The 24,373-nt window shown below is 46.3% G+C and carries 25 protein-coding genes; 19 read left to right on the forward strand and 6 right to left on the reverse strand.

Annotated features, from left to right (window positions below; genetic code table 11):
• Positions 1-64: 64 nt before the first annotated feature.
• The 12 genes from MUY27_RS00500 to MUY27_RS00555 all read left to right on the forward strand — a co-directional run bounded on the left by MUY27_RS00500 (position 65) and on the right by MUY27_RS00555 (position 11,073).
• A complete protein-coding gene (locus MUY27_RS00500) occupies positions 65-1,246 on the forward strand; it encodes a heparan-alpha-glucosaminide N-acetyltransferase domain-containing protein (RefSeq protein WP_245128000.1) in 1,182 nt (393 codons plus the stop codon).
• A 171-nt stretch (positions 1,247-1,417) separates the two neighbouring features.
• Positions 1,418-1,939, forward strand: coding sequence for a YceD family protein (locus tag MUY27_RS00505; RefSeq protein WP_245128001.1), 522 nt, complete (start codon positions 1,418-1,420; stop codon positions 1,937-1,939).
• A gap of 18 nt (positions 1,940-1,957) precedes the next feature.
• Positions 1,958-2,149 carry a 50S ribosomal protein L32 gene (gene rpmF, locus MUY27_RS00510; RefSeq protein ID WP_245128002.1) on the forward strand — a complete coding sequence of 64 codons (192 nt, stop codon included), beginning with the start codon at positions 1,958-1,960 and terminating at the stop codon, positions 2,147-2,149.
• A gap of 14 nt (positions 2,150-2,163) precedes the next feature.
• Entirely contained in the window at positions 2,164-3,102 is a 939-nt protein-coding gene (gene plsX / locus MUY27_RS00515; protein ID WP_245128003.1) for a phosphate acyltransferase PlsX, read from the forward strand.
• Between the two features lie 14 nt (positions 3,103-3,116).
• Positions 3,117-4,106, forward strand: a complete 990-nt coding sequence (locus tag MUY27_RS00520; protein ID WP_245128004.1) for a beta-ketoacyl-ACP synthase III — start codon at positions 3,117-3,119, stop codon at positions 4,104-4,106.
• Positions 4,107-4,183: 77 nt separating this feature from the next.
• Positions 4,184-4,672, forward strand: coding sequence for an acetyl-CoA carboxylase biotin carboxyl carrier protein (accB, locus tag MUY27_RS00525; protein ID WP_245128005.1), 489 nt, complete (start codon positions 4,184-4,186; stop codon positions 4,670-4,672).
• 86 nt (positions 4,673-4,758) lie between these two features.
• Entirely contained in the window at positions 4,759-6,099 is a 1,341-nt protein-coding gene (gene accC / locus MUY27_RS00530; RefSeq protein WP_245128006.1) for an acetyl-CoA carboxylase biotin carboxylase subunit, read from the forward strand.
• Between the two features lie 77 nt (positions 6,100-6,176).
• A complete protein-coding gene (gene tatC / locus MUY27_RS00535; protein WP_245128007.1) occupies positions 6,177-7,040 on the forward strand; it encodes a twin-arginine translocase subunit TatC in 864 nt (287 codons plus the stop codon).
• 9 nt (positions 7,041-7,049) lie between these two features.
• The gene (rpiB, locus tag MUY27_RS00540; protein WP_274709918.1) at positions 7,050-7,487 is read left to right on the forward strand and encodes a ribose 5-phosphate isomerase B; all 438 of its coding nucleotides are present in this window, start codon (positions 7,050-7,052) and stop codon (positions 7,485-7,487) included.
• Between the two features lie 30 nt (positions 7,488-7,517).
• Entirely contained in the window at positions 7,518-9,044 is a 1,527-nt protein-coding gene (locus MUY27_RS00545) for a M28 family peptidase (protein ID WP_245128008.1), read from the forward strand.
• Between the two features lie 84 nt (positions 9,045-9,128).
• Positions 9,129-10,514: a LutB/LldF family L-lactate oxidation iron-sulfur protein gene (locus MUY27_RS00550; protein WP_245128009.1), complete on the forward strand. Its 1,386-nt coding sequence runs from the start codon at positions 9,129-9,131 to the stop codon at positions 10,512-10,514.
• 4 nt (positions 10,515-10,518) lie between these two features.
• Entirely contained in the window at positions 10,519-11,073 is a 555-nt protein-coding gene (locus tag MUY27_RS00555; protein WP_245128010.1) for a dihydrofolate reductase family protein, read from the forward strand.
• Here the strand turns inward: MUY27_RS00555 and MUY27_RS00560 are convergent.
• Positions 11,070-11,918 (reverse strand): DUF4198 domain-containing protein, encoded by an 849-nt coding sequence (locus MUY27_RS00560; protein ID WP_245128011.1) that lies wholly within the window; start codon positions 11,916-11,918, stop codon positions 11,070-11,072. The two genes, MUY27_RS00555 and MUY27_RS00560, sit on opposite strands and share 4 nt — an antisense overlap.
• A gap of 60 nt (positions 11,919-11,978) precedes the next feature.
• Between MUY27_RS00560 and MUY27_RS00565 the strand changes: the two genes are divergently transcribed.
• Positions 11,979-13,955 carry an alpha-ketoacid dehydrogenase subunit alpha/beta gene (locus tag MUY27_RS00565; RefSeq protein ID WP_245128012.1) on the forward strand — a complete coding sequence of 659 codons (1,977 nt, stop codon included), beginning with the start codon at positions 11,979-11,981 and terminating at the stop codon, positions 13,953-13,955.
• A gap of 28 nt (positions 13,956-13,983) precedes the next feature.
• Here the strand turns inward: MUY27_RS00565 and MUY27_RS00570 are convergent, their stop codons facing one another.
• The 3 genes from MUY27_RS00570 to dinB form a co-directional block, all read right to left on the reverse strand.
• The gene (locus MUY27_RS00570; RefSeq protein WP_245128013.1) at positions 13,984-14,733 is read right to left on the reverse strand and encodes an SDR family NAD(P)-dependent oxidoreductase; all 750 of its coding nucleotides are present in this window, start codon (positions 14,731-14,733) and stop codon (positions 13,984-13,986) included.
• A gap of 119 nt (positions 14,734-14,852) precedes the next feature.
• Positions 14,853-15,557 carry a DUF4397 domain-containing protein gene (locus MUY27_RS00575; protein WP_245128014.1) on the reverse strand — a complete coding sequence of 235 codons (705 nt, stop codon included), beginning with the start codon at positions 15,555-15,557 and terminating at the stop codon, positions 14,853-14,855.
• Positions 15,558-15,661: 104 nt separating this feature from the next.
• Positions 15,662-16,750: a DNA polymerase IV gene (dinB, locus tag MUY27_RS00580; RefSeq protein ID WP_245128015.1), complete on the reverse strand. Its 1,089-nt coding sequence runs from the start codon at positions 16,748-16,750 to the stop codon at positions 15,662-15,664.
• A gap of 201 nt (positions 16,751-16,951) precedes the next feature.
• Here dinB and MUY27_RS00585 point away from each other — a divergent pair, with 201 nt between their 5' ends.
• From MUY27_RS00585 to MUY27_RS00610, 6 genes are all read left to right on the forward strand, one after another.
• Entirely contained in the window at positions 16,952-17,287 is a 336-nt protein-coding gene (locus MUY27_RS00585) for a tRNA-binding protein (RefSeq protein ID WP_245128016.1), read from the forward strand.
• A complete protein-coding gene (locus MUY27_RS00590; RefSeq protein ID WP_245128017.1) occupies positions 17,284-17,760 on the forward strand; it encodes a nucleoside deaminase in 477 nt (158 codons plus the stop codon). The genes MUY27_RS00585 and MUY27_RS00590 overlap by 4 nt, the downstream gene beginning before the upstream one ends.
• A 75-nt stretch (positions 17,761-17,835) precedes the next feature.
• Positions 17,836-18,447, forward strand: a complete 612-nt coding sequence (locus tag MUY27_RS00595) for a superoxide dismutase (protein WP_245128018.1) — start codon at positions 17,836-17,838, stop codon at positions 18,445-18,447.
• A 91-nt stretch (positions 18,448-18,538) separates the two neighbouring features.
• Positions 18,539-18,700: a hypothetical protein gene (locus MUY27_RS00600; RefSeq protein WP_245128019.1), complete on the forward strand. Its 162-nt coding sequence runs from the start codon at positions 18,539-18,541 to the stop codon at positions 18,698-18,700.
• A gap of 40 nt (positions 18,701-18,740) precedes the next feature.
• Positions 18,741-19,736, forward strand: a complete 996-nt coding sequence (locus tag MUY27_RS00605; protein WP_245128020.1) for a zinc-binding dehydrogenase — start codon at positions 18,741-18,743, stop codon at positions 19,734-19,736.
• A gap of 3 nt (positions 19,737-19,739) precedes the next feature.
• Positions 19,740-20,759, forward strand: a complete 1,020-nt coding sequence (locus MUY27_RS00610; RefSeq protein WP_245128021.1) for a ferredoxin--NADP reductase — start codon at positions 19,740-19,742, stop codon at positions 20,757-20,759.
• A 5-nt stretch (positions 20,760-20,764) separates the two neighbouring features.
• On the opposite strand, the gene MUY27_RS00615 is transcribed toward MUY27_RS00610, so the two are convergent.
• Both MUY27_RS00615 and MUY27_RS00620 read right to left on the reverse strand, forming a co-directional pair.
• Positions 20,765-21,919 (reverse strand): PepSY-associated TM helix domain-containing protein, encoded by a 1,155-nt coding sequence (locus MUY27_RS00615; RefSeq protein ID WP_245128022.1) that lies wholly within the window; start codon positions 21,917-21,919, stop codon positions 20,765-20,767.
• Between the two features lie 6 nt (positions 21,920-21,925).
• Positions 21,926-24,295: a TonB-dependent receptor gene (locus MUY27_RS00620; protein ID WP_245128023.1), complete on the reverse strand. Its 2,370-nt coding sequence runs from the start codon at positions 24,293-24,295 to the stop codon at positions 21,926-21,928.
• Positions 24,296-24,373 lie beyond the last annotated feature (78 nt).

A 24,373-nucleotide genomic window follows, 5' to 3' on the forward strand; every position in this document is an offset into this window, starting at 1 on the left:
CAATGATTTAAAATAACCGTCGTTATTTAAATCGTTACACATCTATAAATATCTATCCTGCCTAATGAAAAATATACTTGACCGGATACGGTCAATTGATGCTTTTCGTGCGGTCACCATGTTCCTCATGATCTTTGTAAATGATCTTGACGGAGTACCCCACACCCCCCGTTGGCTTAAGCATGCTGGTGAAAACGCCGACGCGCTTGGTTTAGCCGACACTATTTTTCCGGCTTTTTTATTTATTGTGGGGCTGGCCATACCATTTGCTTTTGAGAACCGCCTGCGCCGCGGCGACCATAAAATACCCTTCCGCATTTTTACACGCTCATTTGCCCTCATTGTTATTGGCTTTTACCATGCCAACATGGAAACCTATAACGAGGCGATAGCGGTACTGCCAAAACCGGTGTGGGAAAGCCTGCTCACTATCAGCTTCTTTTTTATTTTTCTGGATTACAGCAAAGTGCCCAAATGGCGCTGCTACCTTTACCGCGGCATTGGGCTGGTGCTGCTGGCCTGGATGTCTGCCATTTATAAAACGACAGACCCGGGGCAAACCTGGCTGCATTTAACCTGGTGGGGTATTCTGGGGCTGATTGGCTGGGCTTACCTGGTCTGTAGCTTAATTTACTACTATTCAAATGGGGTGCTTTGGGTGCAGGCAGCAGCATGGGTATTTTTCCTGCTGTTTAACCTCGACTTTCACTTTGGTATGCTCGATTTCCTGAGCGGTGTACAGAAATACATGTGGATTGCCGGTAACGGCGCCATGCAGGCATTTACCATGGCGGGCATTGTGGTATCGGTAATGTATATGCGCCTGAAACAGAACAATGATGTAAAGCTGTTATGGATCGGCATGATCCTGTTAGCGGCTATTCTGTTCAACCTTGGTTTTATTGTACGCTTCTTTAGCGGCGGTATTTCCAAAGCGCATGACACGCCATCCTGGGTATTTATCTGTACCGGCATCAGTCTGGTTGTTTATGCCTTTTTTGCCTTCCTGGTAGATTTTAAAGGTAAGTATAACTGGGTGAAAAGTATAGAGCCTGCCGGCACGCATACGTTTACCTGCTACCTGGTGCCCTACATCTTTTACCCGATGTACGAGATGACCAACATCGGTTACCCCGAGTACCTTAGCGAAGGCACAGGCGGTTTGATCAAATGCTTTATCTTTTCCTTCGCCATGATCTGGCTGACAGGATTGCTAGGAAGAATAGGTGTGAAGCTGAAGATATAGTTTGTGCAAGGTTGTAACGTTTTTATGTTGTAATGTTGAACTGCGCGGTGCATACGTAAAACAAGTTAAAACATTCAAACCTTGCAACGTTCCAACCCTCTCAGCAATAATTAAAAAAACACTTTCCGCTTATATAAATTTTCCCTACATTTGCGGGCTAATTATCGCTCATTGAAATCGTTAAGAACATATTCGATTCCCTTTACAGGCCTTAAGCTTGGCAAGCATGTTTTTGAATATGCTATTACGGATGCTTTTTTCGACGAATTTGAATATTCGCTGGTAAAGAAAGCTGATCTGCAATGCCGCGTAGAATTGGACAAGCAGGAGACTATGATCATCCTGGATTTCCACATTACCGGCACAATTAGCCTTACCTGCGATAAATGCCTGGCCCAATACCCGCAAGTGGTAGATTTGCAGGAGCAGCAGATAGCCAAGTTTGCCGAGGAAGAAGTAGATGAGGATGAAGAGATTATTACCCTGAAAAAGAACGATTATGAGATCGACGTTGCAGGGTTGATTTATGAATATGTAAACGTTGCGGTTCCGTTTATTACGCGCTGCAGCGACGAGGGTAACACCCCATATTGTGATAAAGAAATGCTCGATAAGTTGAAAGACCTGTCGGGTTCGGGAGAAACAAACGAGCAGCAGGACCCGCGTTGGGACGCACTCAAAAAATTAAAGTAATTCTAAAATTAGAAAGTTATGCCAAATCCAAAACGGAAGTTTTCCAAATCAAGAAGAGATAAGCGCAGAACCCATTACAAAGCAGAAGCTCCGGGTTTAACAACTTGCAAAACTACCGGTGCTGTACATTTACCTCACAGAGCTTATACTGTTGATGGTAACCTTTACTACAACGGTAAATTACTGGTTGAAAAAACTGCTGTAGCTTAAGTTAATTTTCCGGGATGAAGATTGGCTTGGATATTATGGGCGGTGATTACGCTCCTAAAGCAACCGTTTTAGGGGCCATTGCAGCACATAAAGTATTATCTGCCGCGCACCGTCTGGTGCTGATCGGCGATAAGCCTACAGCGTTAAGCTTGCTGGAAGAGAACAATTACAGCCCGGACAATTTCGATTTCGTGCATACCACCCAGGTGATCGGTATGGGCGAACATCCTACTAAAGCTATTTCCCAAAAGCCAGATTCCAGCATTGCCGTAGGGTTTAAGATGCTGAAAGACGGTGAATTGGACGCTTTTTCTTCTGCCGGCAACACTGGCGCTATGCTCGTAGGGGCGGTGTTTAGTGTAAAAAGTATTCCGGGCGTAATTCGCCCTGCCATGGCAACCACTGTACCCAAACTGAAAGGCGGTTTGGGTATTTTGTTGGATGTAGGCGCCAATGCAGATTGCAAACCAGATACCCTGCTTCAATTCGGCGTTTTAGGCAGTCTTTATGCCGAGCTGATCTACAATATCCAGAGCCCTAAAGTGGCGCTGATGAATATTGGCGAGGAGGAAGAGAAAGGCAATTTGCTGACGCAGGCTACTTACCCCCTGATGAAAGACACCAAGCTGTTCAACTTTGTCGGGAATATCGAGGGACGCGATGTTTTTGGCAGCGGGGCAGACGTAATTGTCACTGATGGTTTTACCGGTAACGTGATCCTTAAACTGGCAGAGTCTTTTTATATGATCACCTTGAAAAAGGGGCTGAAAGACGAGTTTTTTGATCGCTTTAACTATGAGCAATACGGCGGCAGCCCTATTTTGGGTGTAAATGCGCCGGTTGTGGTAGGGCACGGGATTTCCAATCCCGAAGCCATTAAGAACATGGTGCTTTTGTCGAAAGATATGGCAGAAAGCGGCCTGATTGAAAAAATGAAGCAGGCATTTCAATAATTAGTTATTATACAATGCAAAAAATTCACGCTGCTATTACAGCTGTTAATGGTTACGTTCCCGAATACGTACTAACCAATAAAGAGCTGGAAACAATGGTAGACACGAACGACGAATGGATTACCTCCCGTACCGGTATCAAAGAGCGTCGTATCCTTAAAGGGGAAGGCCTGGCTACTTCAGATATGGCTGTTCCCGCAGTAGAAGGACTACTGAAAAAGCGCGGTATCAGCGCAGAAGAAATCGAGTTAATTATTTTCTGTACCACCACACCCGATATGCCTTTTCCGGCAACTGCCAATATCTTGGCAGACAAGATCGGTGCAAAAAATGCCTGGGGTTATGACCTGCAGGCTGCTTGCTCTGGCTTCGTGTTCGGATTAGCTACCGGTGCTTCTTTCATAGAAAGCGGCAGGTATACCAAAGTACTGGTAGTTGGCGGCGATAAGATGTCGTCTATCATCAACTATCAGGACCGCGCAACCTGTATTATTTTTGGCGACGGTTGCGGATGCGCTTTATTAGAGCCTAATACCGAAGGCTATGGCATCATCGACTCCATTTGTAAAACAGATGGCTCTGGCCGGAACTTTTTAAATATGAAAGCTGGTGGTTCTTTAAGACCCGCATCGCATGAGACTGTTGACGCTAATGAGCACTACGCTTACCAGGAAGGCCAAACCGTATTTAAATTTGCCGTAACAAATATGGCAGAGGTAGCCGCCGACATCATGGAGCGCAACCAGTTGCAATCTGAGGATGTGGCCTGGCTGGTACCACACCAGGCTAATAAACGTATTATCGATGCTACTGCAAACCGCATGGGGCTTAGCAGCGATAAAGTAATTATTAATATAGAACGCTATGGTAACACTACCAACGGAACAATACCTTTGTGCCTTTGGGAGTGGGAAGATAAATTTAAAAAGGGCGACAACATTGTACTTGCTGCCTTTGGCGGCGGGTTCACATGGGGGTCGGTTTACCTGAAATGGGCTTATTAATTTTGGCAACTTTTTTCATTTAATTTGTTATAACTTAGCTTTTTACAACTATCCAAAACCAATTTTTCGACTAAAGTATGGATATTAAACAAATACAAGACCTGATCCGCTTCGTATCTAAATCAGGCGTGAGCGAAGTTTCTATTGAGCAGAACGAGTTTAAGATCACGATAAAAACCACGCTGACACAAACTGTAGTTAATGCTACTTTACCTGCACCGGTTGCCGCTATCCCGGCTGCTGCCGCTGCTGCCCCTGCGCCGGTTTCACCAACTACACATGCAAGTGCCCCTGCAGAAGCGCCTGCCGCTGCTGACGAGTCTAAATACATTACCGTTAAATCTCCGATGATTGGTACTTTCTACCGTTCATCAACCCCAGAAAAACCTGCTTTTGTAAACGTAGGCGACGAGATTAAACCAGGTAAAGTAACCTGCATTATTGAAGCGATGAAACTTTTTAACGAGATCGAGTCTGAAGTATCAGGCCGTATCGTTAAAATCCTGGTTGAGAATGCTACCCCGGTAGAGTACGACCAGCCTTTGTTTTTAGTTGAACCTATGTAATTGATGATTACACCGATTTTTATTTGATTTCACTGATCAATCGGTGAAATCTTTTTTTCAATCTGTGAAATCTTAAATCAAAAAACATGTTTAAAAAAATACTGATAGCTAACCGTGGTGAAATTGCCCTGCGTATTATTCGCACCTGTAAAGAAATGGGCATTAAAACCGTAGCTGTATATTCAACAGCCGATCGCGACAGCCTTCACGTGCGTTTTGCCGATGAAGCTGTTTGTATAGGCCCCCCACCAAGCCGCGACTCTTATTTAAATATCCCGAACATTATTTCTGCTGCAGAAGTAACCAATGCCGATGCGATACATCCGGGCTATGGTTTCCTTTCTGAGAATGCTAAATTTTCGGCTATTTGTGCAGAATACGGGATCAAATTTATTGGTGCCACTGCAGACCAGATCAATGCCATGGGTGATAAGGCTTCGGCCAAAGCAACCATGAAAAAAGCGGGGGTACCTACCATCCCTGGTTCTGAAGGCTTGCTACACGATGTAAAAGAAGGTATTACCGTTGCTAATAAAATCGGTTACCCGATCATCCTTAAAGCTACTGCCGGTGGTGGTGGCCGTGGTATGCGTATCGTTTGGAACGATCTTGAGTTTGAACCGGCATGGGATTCTGCCCGCGCAGAAGCAGGTGCTGCTTTCGGTAACGATGGTATTTACCTCGAAAAATTCGTAGAAGATCCGCGTCACATCGAAATACAGGTAGTAGGCGACCAGTACGGTAAAGTTTGCCACCTTTCTGAACGTGATTGCTCTATCCAGCGCCGTCACCAGAAACTGGTAGAAGAATCTCCGTCTCCGTTCATGACAGAAAAACTTCGCCGTAAAATGGGTGATGCTGCCGTTAAAGGTGCAAAAGCCGTAAGATACGAAGGTGCAGGAACCATCGAGTTCCTGGTAGATAAACACCATAACTTCTACTTTATGGAGATGAATACCCGTATCCAGGTAGAACACCCGGTTACAGAAGAGGTAATCAACTTCGACCTGATCAAAGAACAGATCAAAGTAGCAGCCGGTATCCCGATCTCTGGTAAAAACTACGAACCAACAATGCACGCCATTGAATGCCGTATCAATGCAGAGGATCCAAACAACGGTTTCCGTCCGTCGCCGGGCCGTATCACCAACTTCCACTCTCCGGGTGGCCATGGTGTACGTGTAGATACACACGTGTACAGCGGTTACGTGATCCCTCCGAATTACGATTCTATGATCGCGAAGCTGATCTGCGTGGCGCAAACCCGCGAAGAAGCGTTGAGCACAATGGAGCGTGCGTTATCAGAATTTGTGATCGAAGGTGTAAAAACTACGATACCTTTTCATTTAAAGTTGTTGAAAGATCCTAACTTCAGGGCCGGTAATTTTACCACCAAGTTTTTAGAGACTTTTGATTATACCGAGTAACAACTTATTACGTATATAAGTAATACAAACCTATACCATTCTAAATTTATTCAGAATGGTTTTTTTGTTTCCGATTAATGAGCAACAACAAAATAGTAAAGGCGCTTAAAGAAAAAACCCAGAACCTCGAGGCAGAGATGTCTTTCTTTGACCATATCGAGATTCTCCGCTGGCACCTCATCCGGTCTTCCATTGCCATCGTAGTGATCACCATTTTCGTGTTCGTTTACTACGACTGGATTTTTGATACCATTATCATGGGGCCTAAAAAGCCTACCTTCTGGACATACCGCATGCTTTGCAAACTGGGTGAAGTACTGCATCGCCCGGGTTTTTGTATCGATAAAATTCCGGGTAAGATCATTAATACCGAGATGGCCGGCCAATTTACGCTGGAGATTAACTCGGCGCTGATTATAGGCATCACCTTGGGTTTCCCTTACCTGCTTTGGGAGCTTTGGCGATTCATCAAGCCTGCCCTGCACGAGAAAGAGCGTAAAGCGGCAAGCGGCTTCGTGTTTTATGCCTCATTGCTGTTTATACTCGGGGTACTTTTCGGATATTTCATCATCGCGCCGGAGTCAATCAGCTTCTTAGCAAACCTGAGCGTTAGTAAAGAAATTGAGAATACCTTCACGGTCGATTCGTACCTATCGTCCGTAGCAACACTGACACTGGCAACCGGGGTGGTATTTGAGTTGCCGATCCTCATTTACATACTCTCTAACCTGGGCATACTTACAGCTGCATTTATGCGTGCAGGAAGAAGATACGCTATCGTGATCATCCTGATCATTGCGGCAGTGATTACCCCTACACCCGACATGCTCACCATGACCATTGTAAGTATACCCCTGTTTGTTTTGTATGAAATAGGCATTGTGGTAGCCGGTGTGGTTGAAAAAAGGAAACAGAAAAGAGCAGAAGAAGAGCTCGCTTAATATAAAGCTATGAATAATGAACTGAAGATCGCCATCGGGTCAGACCATGCAGGCTTTGACTACAAAGAAGCCCTGGTTGAATTCCTGAAAGGCGTAAAAGAAGTGAAAGACTTTGGTACCCATAGTGCGGCATCTGTAGATTACCCGGATTTTGCGCACCCGGTGGCTAACGCCGTTGAAACCCATGAGGCTGATTTCGGCATCCTGGTTTGCGGCAGCGGGAACGGGGTAGCCATTACGGCAAATAAACATCAGGACATCCGTGCCGCCATCTGCTGGACACAGGAACTGGCTTCACTGGCACGTCTGCACAACAATGCTAACGTTCTTTGTATCCCAGCCCGTTTCATTACGTTAGAAGAAGCGAAAAAAATCACTGAAATATTTCTGCTTACCCAATTCGAGGGCGGCCGTCATGCCAACCGGGTAAGTAAAATTTCCTGCTAAACTTAACCTTGTAACTAATTTAACCTGTTGATGAAGAGAATTCTTTTAGGCGCCGTTTCTATGGCGCTTTTCAATTGCAGCTATGCGCAAAAAGATAAAACCGCAGAGAAGTTTGCGCAGTATATCAGCGTTGAAGATGCTAAAAAACATTTAACCATCCTTGCTTCGGACGAGTTTGAAGGCCGCGAGACAGCCAAACCGGGAGGCGATAAAGCCGCGAACTACCTTGCAGGCGAATTTAAAAAAATGGGCTTGCAGGCACCTGTAAACGGCTCTTATTTCCTGGATATTCCGTTGGTGAATATCAGTTCGGTGGTTACCGCTATTGATTTAAACGGCTTCAAGCCAAGCTGGGGAAAAGATTATGCAGCCACCGGAATTACCAGTTCTGCAAACGTCAATACAAACGAGGTGGTATTTGTAGGGTATGGCAGTGATGAAGACCTAAATAAAACAGACCTTGCCGGTAAAGTAGTTTTGTTTGTAAATGAAGATAAGGCTGCAGCTGGCGAAAGCGTGCGCGAAACGGTAAACCGTCGTTTGCAGGCACTAAAAAATATTGTGGCTAAAAAGCCTGCTTTGATTATTGCTGTGAGCGCTGCTCCGCGTTTCAGGGGGCAGAACGGTTCCGAGCGTTTAAGTATCAAGAGCAGCAAAACGGCGGCTACCACCGGTACACCCGTAGTTAGCATTACCGCTGCCGCTGCAGATCAAATGCTGAAGAATACGGGAAAAACCTGGGCGCAATTGAAAGAATCTGCCGCGCAGGTGATCAACGCAAAAGTGGCTGTCAACTACGAGTACAATGCTAAGGATGCTAAAGCGGTTGATGTGTTAGGCTTCTTACCCGGTTCGGATGCGAAATTAAAAGACGAAGTTTTGGTATTCTCTGCCCATTATGATCATATTGGCATGTTACCGGAAGGTACCCGGGGCGACCGCATCAACAATGGCGCCGACGATGATGGCTCTGGCACAACAGGTATCCTGGAGATTGCCCGCGCTTTCACTCAGGCTAAAAAACAAGGACATGGCCCGCGCAGAAGCATTTTGTTCTTGGGCAACGTAGGCGAAGAAAAAGGTTTGCTTGGCTCTGAATATTACACCGATCATCCTGTTTTCCCTATTGCCAATACCATTACCGACTTAAATATCGACATGATCGGCCGTCGTGACCCCTCTCATGAAGGCAAACCAGATTATTGCTATCTCATCGGCTCAAACAAGTTAAGCACCACGCTGCATAAGATCAGCGAGAATGCAAACAATACTTATACGCATCTGGATATCGACTATAAGTATAACGACCCGAAAGATCCGGAACGCATTTACTACCGTTCAGACCATTATAACTTTGCCCGCTTTGGTGTACCCATCGTATTCTACTTTGACGGTGTGCATGCAGACTATCACCGCCCGAGCGACGAGGTGGATAAGATTGACTTCCCGTTGCTGGTGAAACGCGCACAACTGGTGTTCTACACCGGGTGGGACCTTGCCAACCGCGATATCAGGCCGGTTGTTGACGTAAGCAACGATATGCCAGAGAGCAGATAAGATACAATATTTTGAAAGCGGCCGATTGGTCGCTTTTTTTGTTTTTAGCCCGGATTATGTGGCAAATATTTTAATTTAGCCGATATGTCTGCTACTGCACGCGAATTTCAGGAAGCGGCCGAACAAAAGGCCTTTGACCCGGACCACCGCCGTATTATTAATTTTAATATTGGCAGGTATGATGCGTCTGTGGCCAAAGGTTTGGGAAAGCTGGCCAATCTTGATCATGCCAAGAAAAAGGGCCACGTGATCAAGTGGAAAGTGATGGAGAACCTGGACAAGTTGTTGCCGGAGTTCGAGGCGAATTTCCAGCGCAGGGGTGGTAAAGTAATCTGGGCAAATGATGCCGAAGAAGCCCGTACAGAGATCTTAAACATCATGCAGCGTGTAGGTGCTAAAACGGTAGTGAAGTCGAAATCGATGACTACCGAAGAAGTTGGCATTAATGAATTTCTGGAACATCACCAGATCGAATCATTAGAGACCGACTTAGGCGAATACATTGTGCAATTGTTGGGGCAGAAGCCTTACCATATTGTTACGCCGGCTATGCACCTCTCTAAAGAGAATATTGCAGAACTGTTTGCGCGTAAGTTCGGCACCCCTATCGACGCCACGCCTGAACAGTTAACCCTGAAAGCACGCGAGCTGCTTCGTGAAAAATATGTACAGGCTGATGTTGGTATCACCGGGGCGAATTTCCTGATTGCGGATACCGGTAGCATTGCCATCAGCGAGAACGAGGGTAATGCCCGTTTAAGTACTACCTTCCCTAAAATACATATCGCTATCGTCGGTATAGAGAAGATCATCCCTTCCATTACCGACCTGAACTTATATTGGCCCATGCTGGCCACGCATGGCACGGGCCAGAACCTGACGGTTTATAACAGCATACTCAACGGTCCGCGGCAACCCGGTGAAACCGATGGCCCCGAAGAAATGTACGTTATCCTGCTGGACAATGGGCGTACAGACCTGCTGGCACAGAAAGAACAACGGCAGGGTTTATACTGTATCCGGTGCGGCGCTTGCCTTAACGCATGCCCGGTTTACAAGAACATTGGCGGTCACACCTACAATACTACTTATAGTGGCCCTATCGGCTCTGTAATTACCCCGCACGAACGGGGAATGGAAGAGTTTAAACATCTCAGTTACGCTTCGTCGCTTTGCGGGCGCTGTACCGAGGTTTGCCCGGTGAAGATAGACATCCATAAGATGCTGTTGCTGAATCGCCGTGATGCGGTAAAAGAGGGGCTGACTGCCAAAAGCGAGCAGTGGGGTTGGGGGATGTTTAAAAAACTGATGCTTAACCGCAAGTGGACCGATTTTTTTGGCGGCGGTTTTAAAAACTTCGTCATGAAAACGTTCTTCAAGAAAAGCTTCGGCCCGCACCGAGATCTGCCTAAAATAGCGCCGCAATCTTTTACCGAACAGTGGAAGAAACAGCAAACCGAAACGGAATAAACGCATGCGTAAAGTAATTTTAAACCTGGCCGTTACCCTCGATAGCATTATCGAAGGGCCTAACGGAGAGTACGATTGGTGCCTGAACGATCAGGATTATGGGCTTACCGATTTTTGGGAGAGCACAGATGCCATCTTTATCGGTCGGAAAAGCTACGAACTGATTGCTGCAAACGGCGATATCAATATGTTTCTGGCGCATAAGATGTATGTATTTTCTGATACGCTTGCAGAAGTGGCGCATGAGCAGATTGAAATAGTACCAAGTACCTCTTTTGCAGAAGACGTTCGTGCGATAAAAGAGCAGGAAGGTAAAGCCATATGGCTTTTTGGCGGCGCTTCGCTCATCAGCAATTTTTTACAGAATCGCCTGATCGACGAGCTTTTGCTATCAGTTCACCCGATTCTGTTAGGCGAAGGCAAGCCGCTTTTTCAAGGCATTAAAAGCCGTATCGGTCTGCAGTTACTGGATTCTACACCTTACCCATCCGGACTGGTGCAGTTACACTATGCGATATCTCCCGAATTTGATCTGAATAACGTTGCCGGGGCGGATTAATGCTTATCGCCCAAGCCAAATTCTTTATACGTGTTTGGCATGGTATTGCTGCTGCTGAACGCGAAAGTGAAAGTAGTTTCCCAGTTATCAAAATCTGCAGCCTCCTGGTCTTTTGATAGTACCATGTTGATAGATTTTAGCAGGTAAGTACCTTCGCGGGTTAGTTTAAAGAAAATCTCGCCGGCATCATTAGTGTTCAGGTTTTGTGGAAATTCTACACCCCGAGGTGTCCGGATCACCAGTGTTACCTTAGCTGCCTTTATCGGTTTCCCCTGTAGATACACTACAGCGGTAATATCATCACCATAATTTAGTTTATAGGGGTTCTGTTTCAGTATGATCTCGAAATCGTCTTTCAGTTGTTTCTCATTCACATTTCCGCCGTTCTTGTCTACCGCTACCAGCGTTTTCATAAAACTGTTAGAACGGATGCGGTAAATGCGCTGGAAAGATTTTAGTTCGTCGGCAACTTTATCCAGTCCGTTATCAGCCAGATAGTCGCCAAATTCTCTTTTGCTCACTTCATCGATGGTTTTCTGGTTCGCGCTGATGAGCGCCAGGCCCTGGTTCTGCAACTGGTAAGTCAGCACCGGGATAGTAGCGGGTTTACCCGAAGCGGTAATGTCTATCGTTTTAGAGCCTTCAGAGATAAAGAATTTTGTGTTATTTTTAACATCGTACTTTTGTTCCTGGGCCTTACTGATGCTGCTGCCGTTAAGCAAATGCAAATTCAACGCCTCCCCTTTATGCGGGTAGAAATCTTCGGGCAGTAAAAAATAATCAGCCTGAGCAAAAGCCTGATTGAAAAACCCCAGTAATATAGCCGCGAATAAAATACGTTTCATGTTTGTTGAAATGAGTTTCCAAACATACAAAGTTTTAATTTTTCATTAGCTTAGCTAACTATGAATTTCGACCGTAAAGATCTTAGCAATGATAGCCTGCTTAACTTCTATAAAGCACTGGTGTGGCCAAGACTGATCGAAGAAAAAATGCTTGTATTGCTGCGCCAGGGCCGAATTGGCAAATGGTTTTCAGGCATTGGCCAGGAAGCTATTGCCGTGGGTAGTGCGCTGGCGATGGATCCAGAAGAATTTATTTTACCTACACATCGCAATTTGGGTGTGTTTACAACGCGTAATATTCCGCTTTTTAACCTGATGGCACAGTGGCAGGGAAAGGCTGCAGGCTTTACCAAAGGCCGCGACCGCTCTTTCCATTTCGGTAGTCATCATCATAAAATCGTCGGCATGATCTCGCATTTGGGTCCGCAACTTGCCGTGGCTGCAGGTATTGCCCTGGCAGATGTATTGGCCGGGAATAAAAAAGCAACGCTTGTTTTTACGGGCGAAGGCGCTACCAGCGAAGGCGATTTTCATGAAGCGCTCAATGTAGCTTCAGTATGGAACCTGCCCGTGATCTTCCTGATCGAGAATAACGGCTATGCGCTTTCTACCCCCGTGCAGGAACAATATAAATGTGCCAACCTGGTAGACCGTGCCGCTGGTTATGGGATAGAAGGCCGCCAGATTGATGGGAATAACCTGCTGGAGGTTTATCATACCGTAAACGAGTTAGCTAAAAGCATCAGGCAAAATCCACGGCCGGTATTGATTGAAGCCATGACTTTCCGCCGTCGGGGCCATGAGGAAGCCTCTGGAGTGAAATATGTCCCTTCTCACTTGTTCGATACCTGGAAAGCCAAAGACCCGGTGACCAGCTACGAAAAATACCTGATTGCTGAACGTGTACTGCAACCCAAATGGGTAAGCTATACGCTGAATGATTTCATCCCGAAAATAGAAGCCGAAGTTGAACGCGCGTTGAAGGAACCTGATGTGGTTGCTAACCCGCAAACCGAGCTGGGCGATATGTACCGCTCATACACCCCACAGCTAACTAAGGCAACAGGCGCGTCCTCCCCAATGCGCTATATGGATGCCATTAGCGATGGGCTGAAACAGTCGATGGAAAAATATCCGAACCTGGTCTTGATGGGGCAGGATATTGCCGAATATGGTGGTGTATTTAAGATTACCGAGTGTTTTGTGAATAGCTTTGGTAAAGAGCGCGTGCGCAACACGCCCTTATGCGAATCTGCAATTGTAGGCGCCGGATTAGGACTTTCTATTAACGGCTACAAATCTGTGATAGAAATGCAGTTCGCTGATTTTGTGACTGAAGGCTTTAACCAAATTGTCAACAACCTGGCCAAGAGCCATTACCGCTGGGGGCAGAATGCCGATGTGGTGATCCGTATGCCTGCCGGTGCAGGTACAGGCGCAGGCCCGTTCCATTCGCAAAGCAACGAAGCCTGGTTTACCAAAACACCGGGATTAAAGGTAGTTTACCCAGCCACCCCTGCCGATGCCAAAGGCTTGCTGATGGCCGCTATTAACGACCCGAACCCGGTCATCTATTTCGAACATAAATACCTGTACAGAACACTTACGGATGAAGTTCCGGAAGGCGATTACACGGTTGAAATTGGCAAAGCGCGTATAGTAGAAGAAGGTACCGATGTCAGCATTATTACTTACGGTATGGGTGTACACTGGGCGTTAGAGTACGCAGCAAAATACCGGGAGATCTCAGTAGAAATTATCGATCTGCGCAGCTTGTTGCCATGGGATAAAGAAACAGCCATCGCCAGTGTAAAGAAAACCGGACGCGCAATGGTACTGCATGAAGACACGCTCACCAGTGGTTTCGGTGCCGAAATTGTCGCTACGCTTACCGAACATTGTTTCCGCTATATTGACGCGCCGATTATGCGTTGTGCAAGCCTGGACACCGCCGTCCCTATGGATGCAGGGCTGGAAAAGCAATTCCTGGCCAATTCGCGTCTTGAAGCTGCTATGACGAAGCTGCTGCGGTATTAATAACCGCAGCTAAAGCCGCCGAGCCTCTTTAGCTGTTCATTATCGCACCGCCGTTGATATCCAGCGCTTGCCCGGTGATCGAGCGTTGGTTAACCAGGTAATATACCAGGTCGGCAATTTCTTCGGGCTGGCTCATTTTACGCAGTGGTACTCTCTGCATGGCCATGTCATAAAACTCGCCTTTAGTGATGCCGATACTATCGGCAATGGTTTGCAGCCCGCTTTGTGCCATATCGGTATCTACCCACCCCGGGCAAATCGCATTCACCAGGATATTCTCCTTCGCAAATTGAACCGCCCATGACCGCATCAAACCCAACAGCCCGGCTTTTGACGCGCAATATGCAGGGTAATCGGCTACGCCCAGCCTCGCCAATACAGAAGAAGTAACTATCACATGGCGCTCCCCCGTCGCTAAACGCAGGTTCGGTAAAAACGTATTTACAAAATGGTAGGTGCCGGTAAGATTGGTATTGATGATATCATACCAGCGGTCATTCTCGCCCCAGTAGTTTTCACCGCCGATACCGGAATTGGCAATAAGTGCATGTATGGGTGTGTCAGCTAAAGCTGACGCCGCCTTCGCAAGGCTTTCTTTATCACGAATGTCGGCAGCTATGGTCAGATGATCACTCTCTGGCAGTGTGTGCAACGCTTGCTGTAACTTGGTTTCTTTTCTACCCATCAGGATGCAGCGGTTACCTGCTGCAGCAAGTTTTTGTGCAATAGACCGCCCTATACCGCTTCCGGCTCCGCTGATTAAATACGTTTTAGACATGCTGCTAATCTCGGTTTTTAACTATAAAAACCAAACGCCTTATTTGAAAATCAAGTATGCACAAAAAAACGCCGCCTGATTAACTCAAGCGGCGCCACCTTTCGGTCTGATTATAATAGTTAATAGTAGTCTACATTATCCTGGATATGTGCGCTCAAGCCCGTTTGAGTTGTTCCCCCTGAAACTCCCTGCAGCCATACAGTATACATGGAACCTGCCCGAAGAGAGACATTGGATACAATAGAGAGCACATTGCCACCCTGGCGCACTTCGAAAGTATAGGTTTTGTTACCCTGTACCGGTACAAAAGCAGAATATGTTCTGTAAGTTTTACCGGTGGCAATAGTTGCGCCTCCCTGTATAACCAGGTCGGCTGCGCCGGCATTAGGACTCACGTTTACAAAACGGACGGTAGCCATGCCGGAAGCCGGACGCGCTACGGAATCTGCAATTAAAAGGTAATCCGGCGTGGATACCACATTACAAAGGAACAGGGAGTAGAACCTGTCTTTCCTTAACGTCATGGTATCGGTCTTAATTTTCTGCGTACTGCCATAAAGGTTAAAGCTGGCGTTTCGCTTGCCGGTAAAAGCCCTGATGTAATCCATACTTTCGCCGCTTTTGATAGGAAAATAGTTGCCGCGATTATTATCCAGGTAAAAATCCAGTGGTTGAGCATCTGGCGAAGCATTGATGGCGGAGATTAGTGCCGCGGGTACTTCCACGTAATCGTTCTTGTCCTTTAAGCATGAAGAAAGGGAAATGATAAGCAAACAGATCGTCCCGATAATGCCTGCCCTTCTTAAAAGTAATTGCTGTTTCATTTTAACAATAATGGTAATGTAAACAGTGTTACGCAAAGAGAATCGCTTTCGCTACAAATGGTTTACCTTATCGTTAAATTTTTTCGAGCGCCAAAAGGTAACATTTAAAACAACCTCAACTGATCCGTCCCTTCTTCTTTATCCGCTATGTTAAAATTGGATAGTGTGATGCCCAGCAACCTAATGCGCACGTCCGTAAGGTCTGTCCCGGTTAAGAGTTGTTTAGCCGTTTCCGCAATGGTTATTTCATCGCCAGTGGGCAAGGTGAATGACTGGCTTCGGGTGATCTGCCGGAAATCGCTGTACTTTACTTTTATGGTTACCGTCCGACCTTTTAATTGATAACGTTCCAAACGGGAAGCAACGGTAGCTGCAATTTTATCCAGATGGGAGAACATTTCTTCCGTAGTTGTCAGATCGTAAGCAAAAGTATCTTCTGCACCAACAGATTTGGTTTCGCGATGCGGTTGTACCGGGCGGTTATCAATCCCGCGGACAATCTGGTAGTAAAACAGTCCTGTCTTGCCGAAATGCCTTATCATCTCCTGTTCAGAAAGCTGCTTCAGATCCAAACCGGTGTGCAGGTTCATACGTTTCATTTTATCCGCCGTCACTTTTCCCACACCGTAAAACTTCTCCACCGGGAGCTTTTCCATAAAGGTCTGTATAGCAGAAGGGCCGATGAATTTCAGGCCATCGGGCTTATTTATGTCTGAAGCAATTTTGGCCACAAACTTATTTACGGAAACCCCTGCCGAGGCTGTTAGTTGTAGTTCTTCCTTTATGGCCGCTTTAATCTCCTGCGCAATATCAATTGCAGAGCCGATGTTCAGTTTATCTTCGGTAACATCCAGGTAAGCTTCGTCTAAAGATAACGGCTCGATCAGATCGGTATACCTACTGAAGATCGCCCTGATCTGCTGCGAAACTTCTTTATATACTGCAAACCGTGGGCGGACAAATATGGCATGCGGACAAAGCTGCTGCGCCTTTTTGGAAGGCATGGCAGAGCGTACGCCAAACTTGCGGGCTTCGTAACTGGCCGTAGCCACTACACCGCCGCGGCCTTCGGGTAACCCGCCCACTACAATGGGTTTACCCAGATATTCGGGATGATCGCGCTGCTCCACAGAAGCATAGAATGCATCCATATCGATATGGATGATCTTACGGAGAGGAGCAGTTTCTGGCATAAAACAAATATACGCACGGCTCCTGTATACTACTTAAAGAATAGCTTTTCTAAATCTCTCCCTTGGGGGAGACTTTAATATCACTAAGTCCTATCCAATTGGAAGATGTTGATGCAATTGAATTAAAAAAGTACCCCCGTTGGGAGCTTTAGAGGGGTTTTTTATTTGAGATGGTGGCGAGGACCCCTTATATTTGCCGCGATGGAAACAATTACCTGGGAAGACTTTGAGCGCGTAGCGATACATGTAGGCACCATACTGGAAGTGCAGGATTTTCCGAAAGCACGGAAACCGGCCTACCAGGTTAGGGTAGATTTTGGCCCGCACGGGATTCGCTGGTCGAGCGCGCAGATCACCAAACATTATACAAAGGAAGAATTAGTGGGCAGGCAAATCCTGGGGGTGATCAATTTCCCTAAAAAACAGATCGCCAACTTTATGTCGGAATTTCTGGTTACGGGTCTGGCTGATGAGAACGGCGATATTGTACTGGCAGCAGTAGAGCGGCCCGTACCCAATGGAAGCAGGCTGATATGAGGTATATCTCTTTTGATGGCGAAGCGAGCATCTCGCCAGACGAATTTTTTATGAACGAAGCGCTGCGAGAAGCACGCGAAGCGCTGAAAGAGGACGAAATACCCATTGGTGCTATTGTTACCTGTAAGGGTCAGATCATCGGGCGGGGGCATAACCTTACCGAGCGGTTGAATGATGTTTCTGCCCACGCAGAAATGCAGGCGCTTACCGCGGCCGCAAATTATATGGGTGGCAAGTACCTCAAAGACTGTACGCTGTACGTAACAATGGAGCCTTGCGTAATGTGCGCCGGTGCATCGTACTGGTTCCAGGTAGGGCGGATCGTTTTCGGTGCGTACGATACCAAACTGGGTTTTGGCAGGCTGAACCAGAAGATCACCCATCCTAAAACGATTATTACCGGGGGTATCAAAGAAAATGAGTGCGCGCAGTTGGTCCGTGACTTCTTCAAGAGCAAGCGACAGAAAACTTGACATTTAAAGAACATTTATTTTAAACCGGGCTTTATATTTGCACAGATACATTGTTAACCTTAAAAACTACATATTATGGCTTTTGAACTTCCAGCGTTGCCTTATGCAACCGATGCATTAGAACCGCACATTGATAAAATGACCATGGAAATCCACCATGGCAAACACCATCAAGCTTATGTTACCAATTTAAACAAGGCTTTAGAAGGTAAACCAGAAGCTAACAGCAGCATTGAAGAGATCATCAAAAATATCTCGAAATTCCCTGCGGCAGTGCGTAACAATGGTGGCGGTCACTATAACCACACCCTGTTCTGGACTTTATTATCTCCAAACGGCGGCGGCGAGCCAACAGGCGATTTAGCTAAAGCGATCAGCAGCACTTTCGGTTCATTTGCAGATTTTAAAACTAAAGTGAATGAAGCCGGTGCTACCCGTTTCGGCTCTGGCTGGGCCTGGTTAATTGTTACCCCGGATAAAAAACTGGCGGTTACTTCTTCTCCAAACCAGGATAACCCATTAATGGATATCGCTGAAGTAAAAGGTACGCCTATCTTCGGTATCGACGTTTGGGAACACGCTTATTACCTGAAATATCAGAACCGTCGCCCGGATTACTTAGCTGCTATCTGGAACGTAATTAACTGGAACCACGTTGCCGAGCTGTATAAAAAAGCGATCGGATAACCAAAGAATGGTTAAATAATAAGATAACATGCGGCAGGATAAACAATTTCCTGCCGTTTTTTATTTGTATCATAATAAAAGCATTTATGATATGAAAAAGTTAACCATTCCTTCTTTGTTGTTAGTACTTACTGTATTGAGTAGCTGCCGTGTAATCGGCGATATTTTTAAAGCCGGTGTTTATGTAGGCGTCATCGTTGTTGTGGTGATCGTCGGGCTGATCATCTGGCTGATTTCGAAATTCAGAGGATAAATTTTTATTTTACGATCCTCATTCTCCGAGGGTTTATTTTATGAAAGCGATAGTTCTGGAAAGCGCCGAGAGGCCATATGTTTATCAAGAAGTAGACAAGCCAACGCTTGGGCCTGGCGAAGCATTGGTGCAGATCAGGGCGGCCGCCCTGAACCGTAGGGATTACTGGATCAGTATCGGCAAATATGCCGGTATCAAATATCCGTCTATTCTTGGTTCAGATGGCGCTGGAATAGTGGCCGAAGTGTATGATGATGCAGATAAGCACTGGCTCGGCCAGGAGGTGATCATCAACCCAAGCCATGATTGGGGCGAACATCCGGAATATCAGGGTAAAGATTTTAAAATTTTAGGCTTACCTGAACACGGCACTTTCGCCGAATTCATAAAAGTTAAAACCGAATACCTGCACGCCAAGCCGGCACATTTGAATTGGGAACAAGCGGCGGCTATTCCTCTCGCAGGACTTACGGCCTATCGCGCCCTGTTTACAAAAGGGAGGCTTAAAGCTGGCGATAAAGTACTGATTGTAGGTGTCGGCGCGGGTACTGGTGCATTTGCCCTGCAATGGGCGGTAGCGGCGGGTGCTAAAGTATTTGTAACTTCTGGTAGCGGCGAAAAGATTGAACGGGCAAGGCAGCTCGGCGCGGCCGCGGGTGTCAATTATAAAGCACAGGATTGGGCCGAGGAATTGAAACATATGGCCGGCGGTTTCGATGTAGTGATCGATAGCGCCATCGGCGAAGGGTTTGCTAAAATTCCTGACTTGTGTAATCCCGGTGCGCGGATAGTACTGTTTGGCGCAACCGCAGGTGATTTCCCTGGCTTTAACGCCCGCATGTTCTTCTGGAAACAACTGCAACTGTTGGGCACTACCATGGGCACAAAAGAAGAATTTGCAGCCATGTTAAAGCTGGTGAACGAACATCAGATTGTTCCGGTGATAGATGAAGTGTTTAGTATGGCAGACCCTGCAAAGGCATTTGAAAAAATGAGGGATTCTTCCCAATTCGGCAAGCTGGTGCTTACAACCTGATCAATGGAGCAACTGCAGCTTATTGTTAGCCATATTAAAAAGGAAACCCACGATACCGCCACCTTCTATTTTAAACAGGTAAACGGCGAACGGGTAAGTTATCAGGCCGGACAGTTCATAACGCTGATCTTCAGTCACCATCATGAAGAAGTGCGCCGTTCGTATTCGCTAAGTTCCTCGCCGGACGAAGAACTACTTTCGATTACGGTAAAGCGGGTGGCTAACGGCGAAATATCCCGTTATATGCTTGGCTATGTAAAGCCCGGCGATATTATTAATGCAACAGTACCAGCCGGGCGTTTTGTGCTTCCGCTTACGGATCGTTCGGGTAACATCGTTTATTTTGCCGCGGGTAGTGGTATCGTTCCTATTTACAGCCATGTAAAATTCGGGCTGAAGTATATGCCTTCAGTCCGTTTTACGCTCATCTACAGTAGCCAGTCTGAAAAGGATGTGATCTTTCGCGAGCAACTTAATGCACTTCAATCGCAGTATCCTGGAAGGCTAAAGGTGTATTATCACATCAGTGATGCAGGCGACAGGTTGAACAACCAGCTGTTGGAAAAGCAAGTGAAGCAACTGACAAAAGGGGACTTTGGCGATCACTGGTTTTATATCTGCGGGCCGTTCACCTACATGCGTATGGTACAGCTTACCTTGTTGTACATGGGTGTGAGCCAGGAAAGGATCAGGCGCGAGAACTTTGTATTAGAGACCGTCCCTGTGATTACATCGCTGCATAATTTTCCGCCCAAAAAGATCCGGATTTATTTTAAAGGCGAATGGCATGATGTGCTGGAAGGTGAGAACCAGACAATCCTACAAACGGGCCTGCAAAATAATTTAAGCTTGCCCTACAATTGCCGTGGCGGCGTTTGTGCCACCTGTGTAGCCAGATGTACCAATGGGAAGGTGGAGATGGTGAAAAACGAAACCCTGACACCCGAAGAACTGGCGAAGGGATTTGTACTTACCTGCACCGCCCATGCGCTGGAAGATGGAACGGAAATTCGCTTCGAATAGATCGTTTAGGACGTTATACGTTGACGCCTGTCGACATAGTGTTTCACCTTACGGGTCTTGGGTTTCTTTTTCTTGCCCAGGTAGATGATCAGCCCGGTAATGGGTAAGCTGGCGCAGATGAGGCTGGCTAAGAAAGCAATGATCTTACCGGTCAGCCCGGCAACCTGTCCTACGTGGATATCATAATTCAGGTCGTTCAGTTTCAGTCCGGTACTTTTCTTTTCATTCGGCAGGTATTTTAACAGCTTCCCGGTGTACCTGTCGAACTGATAGGTATCATTGTTTCCAAACCGCATAGACCTTTGATAGGCAGTTACCCCGATTGTTCCCAATGGTGTACCATCATCACTGATCAGGAACATCTTCGCATCTGCGGAGCGTTGCTGCGCATGTATCAATGCCCGGTCTATTACCGGTATCGTTGCAATTCTATTTTTTAATAACGAATCTGATTTGAAATCAATTTTCTCTATAGGGTAATTCTTCCCTAGGTTGCCTGCGTTATATATGCCTTTCTCTACCCATTTGAAAGACATGGATAATCCTGTAATCGCTAATATCAGGCTGATAGCCGAGGCGTAAAATCCGAGTACGTTATGCAGATCGTAATTTACCCTGCGCCAGCGTCCGTTCCATTTTATACGGAAACTGCGTTTACGGTCTGATTTTCTTTTCGGCCACCATAAGATAATCCCCGTAATCATTAAGGCTACAAAGATCAGTACGGAAACACCTACCACCATTTGGCCGATCTTGGGCGGCAGTAATAAATACAGATGGATGTATTCAACCACCACAAAGAAATTGCCTGATAGCAGTTCTGAATGGAGCACCTTGCCATTGTACGGGTTGATGAGTACCGTATAGTAGCCCTTTTTCGGCACATTGGCTAAAGCACCCGCAGGGCGGTCTTTGCCGTAGTAATAGATGTAGTTTACTGACGATCCCGGGAAAGCCCGTAAGGCCTTTTGCTTAATTGCAGAGGGAGGTAAATAAGGTTTAGGTTCAATAGTTACATGGCGGTAATCGTAAAGCGCATCCTGTATTTCGTCCTGAAAGCAAAATAGACAACCGGTGAGGCTGACCACAAACACCACCAGCCCGGAAATAAATCCGAGCCAGCGATGGAGAAACAGGATGCTTCTTTTAAATATCGTCATGATTACTTAAAATCTGTAGCCAACAGTTACGCGCACATTACGCGGTGCTTCTGCCTGCCAGGTATATACCGTAGCGCCCTGTGGGCTGTAATAGTCGTTATGACCGCCAGAGAACAGGTAGGCATTCAACAGGTTATTCACATTTAACGCCAGGCTGTATTTTTTGTAGATATAAGAAGCCCCTGCATCTACACGGAAATAATTAGGCACATCTGTTTGGCGGGTAGAAAGGCTCCAGGGGTAACGGGTAAGCTGCCACTGGTAACCTGCAGAAAAGCCTAAGCCTTTCAGCTCACCTCTTTGCAGGCGGTAAGTTAACCAGGCGTTGGTAACATGTTTGGCAAAGCCCGGTATAGGTGAGCCAATCGCCGATGGAAGCGCCTCGTTTTTTGTAATACGCGGATTGGTGTATGCATAGTTCACCATCAGGTTCAGTCCGTTAGTGATCTCGCCCCTGGCGTCAAACTCTACGCCGTTAACTTTAGTCTGCCCCAGCGCAATTTGCAGGCCGCTGGTCGGATTATCTGGGTCTGCAATCAGCTGGTTATTTTTAATGATCTGGTAAACAGAAACAGAGGTACTCCATTTACCGTTGAACCAATCTCTTTTAATGCCGCCTTCGATGTTGTTGCCTGTAATAGGATCGGGCGTGCCACCACCACGAACGCGGCCCATCTGCGGGATAAATGCCTGGTCATACACACCATAAATTGAAGTTGCATCATCAATAGAGTAGCTAAGGCCGAAACGCGGTGTAAATTTGCGGTTCATGGCCCTGCCTGAGTATGGGTTATTAGTTACGGCATGGGTAAAACGGCCGGCCAGCGTCAGGCGTAGTTTCTGATTGAAGAAACCCAATTCGTCCTGAACATAACCGGATTGATAAGTTTGCCAATAATCAGTTCCATTTGCACGGATTTTTAAAGGCGTAGTTTCGTCAAATGGCGCCCAGGCGGCGGGTCCGTTGTTAGGATTATAGATATTAAATGGTTTATTCGCATCTAAAGAACGCGACTGGTTAAAGTCGGCCAGGTAGTGCTTGTCGCCTAAATCTATCCCACCTAAAATACGGTGAACAATCGGCCCTGTTTTAACTTCACCGGATACAAAAGCCTGCCCAAATTTATTCTTATTCACAGCATCCCACAAACCTAAGCTTCTATAGGCGTTGCCATTTCTTAGAATGCTGTCAATCCAGTAACTGTACCCGTTTTGTTTATAATAGAAATACGCACCCTGAACGGTAGCTGTCCACTTGTCACTGAATTTATGCTCGTAAGTCAGGAAAGCGCTATGATCGTTTATCGCGGTTGAAGGCGAGTTAGACGGCGCATTGGTGAAATCTCTTGGTAAAGTTTTATAACCATCGGTAGAGAATAAATAAGCCGTACCAAAGGCATTCATGCGTTGGTATTGATAGGTGTATTCTGCGGTAAGGGTATTTTTATCGTCGAACTTGTAGCGCAATACGGGATCTACACCGAATTTATTGGTAAAATCATAAGGGCGGAAACTTTTAGATAACTGCCCTACCAGGTTCAGGCGGTATTGTAGCTTTCCGTCTTGGGTAAAAGTTCCATCCAGGTCTGCACTGGCACGATAGGTATTAAAACTACCAGCAGTAAATTCTACCGACTGACGGTTTACGCCTGTAGGCTTTTTAGTAACTACGTTGTAAAAGCCAGAAGGGTTACCATTTGCCAGCATAAAAGCGGCCGGGCCTTTTACAAATTCAATACGGTCTACAAACGCCATATCCTCGTTCAATGGACCCCAAGGCGCCTCGATGTTAAAACCGTTGCGGAAAGGAGAAAGCCTGTCGCCGCGGCCATAAACCGGTGCGTAGTTGCCCCAGTGTTCCTGCATTACCACGCCGCTCACATTGCGTGAAACACCTTCCAGCATGTTAAAGATCTGTTGGTCTTTGATCTGGTCATTCGTCACCACCTGGATGTTTTGCGGAACCTGCAACAATGGTTCGTTCAGGCGAAGGCTGGGTGAAGGCTGGTCTACTTTGTATTTTTTATGGTTACCCAGTATGGCAACCTCGCCCAATTGGCTGGCGTTTTCAGAAAGCATAAAGTTTACAGAGGTAGTCGCTCCGGCTGTAACGGTTACCGTTTTTTCTGCGGGAGTAAGGCCAACGGCCGATACTTTGATGGTATAGTTGCCGGGCTTCACCTTACTAATAGTAAAGTGACCTTTTTCATTGGTTAACGTTCCGCGTGTAGTGTTGGCTAAACCAATGGTTACCGCTTCAACCGGCTTACCGTCGGCACTGGTTACCGTGCCTTGAATGGTACCGCCCCGTTGTGCAAAAGCGTTGCTAAAAAGAGTAAAAAGAATCGTGAATATGTAAATAGATTTGTTCATCATTATTTAGACTAATTTTAAATAATGACGCAAAACTATATTTACAATGTCAATTTTGCAAGTAATTTAGACTAATTTTAA

The sequence above is a fragment of the Mucilaginibacter straminoryzae genome (assembly GCF_022953055.1).
GTDB lineage: Bacteria > Bacteroidota > Bacteroidia > Sphingobacteriales > Sphingobacteriaceae > Mucilaginibacter > Mucilaginibacter straminoryzae.